This window comes from Formivibrio sp. oc-25 (genome assembly GCF_055810895.1).
On sequence record NZ_JBVVOL010000098.1, the window covers coordinates 1 to 695 of the forward strand.

At 57.0% G+C, this 695-nt stretch carries 1 protein-coding gene; it reads right to left on the minus strand.

Going from position 1 to position 695, the window contains the following annotated elements; all coding sequences use genetic code 11:
- Positions 1 to 251: 251 nt before the first annotated feature.
- The coding region (locus AC0KVQ_RS16500) for a transketolase C-terminal domain-containing protein (protein ID WP_473422288.1) at positions 252 to 695 on the minus strand (444 nt) is incomplete at its 5' end.

Consider the following 695-nt stretch of genomic DNA (forward strand, 5'->3'; position numbering starts at 1 on the left):
AGCCCCCAGCAGGGTGCCGCCACGCAGTACGTTACGGCGCGATACGTCGATGATTTCTTTCTTCATTCTCTTCTCCTCGATACTAGTTAAATTGCTGCTATTGGTGTGATACGAGAGAACGTCTACTACAAGTTATGGCCGACTTAGTGGATCAGCATGCCGCCATTAAAATAGTGCCGATTACGCCGAGTCGTTATTTGCCAAAATGAGCGCTTTTCATGGAAAAGCGCTCGAAATCACATGATGAGTGTTTAAGCCAGCCATCCTTTGATCGTGTTGCACATGACCGAAGTCGAGATGCCGTAACGATCGTGCAGGGTCGGCAGCGCGCCGGCATCCAGGAACTCGTCCGGCAGGGCGATCTGACGGAACGGCGGGGTGACACCGTTACACAGCAAGGTCGTCGCCACGGCTTCGCCCAGTCCGCCGACTACGGTGTGGTTTTCCGCCACGATCACCAGACGGCCCGGACGGCCGGCTTCGCGCAGGATGGTGGCCGTATCGAGCGGCTTGATCGTCGGGCAGTGCAGCACGGCCACATCGATTTTGTCAGCGGCCAGTTCCTTGGCGACTTCCAGCGCACGCATGGTCATCAGGCCGGTGCCGATGATCAGTACATCCTTGCCGTCACGCAGCAGCTTGGCCTTGCCCAGCTCGAACTTGTAGTCGTATTCGTCCAGCACCAGCGGCACATT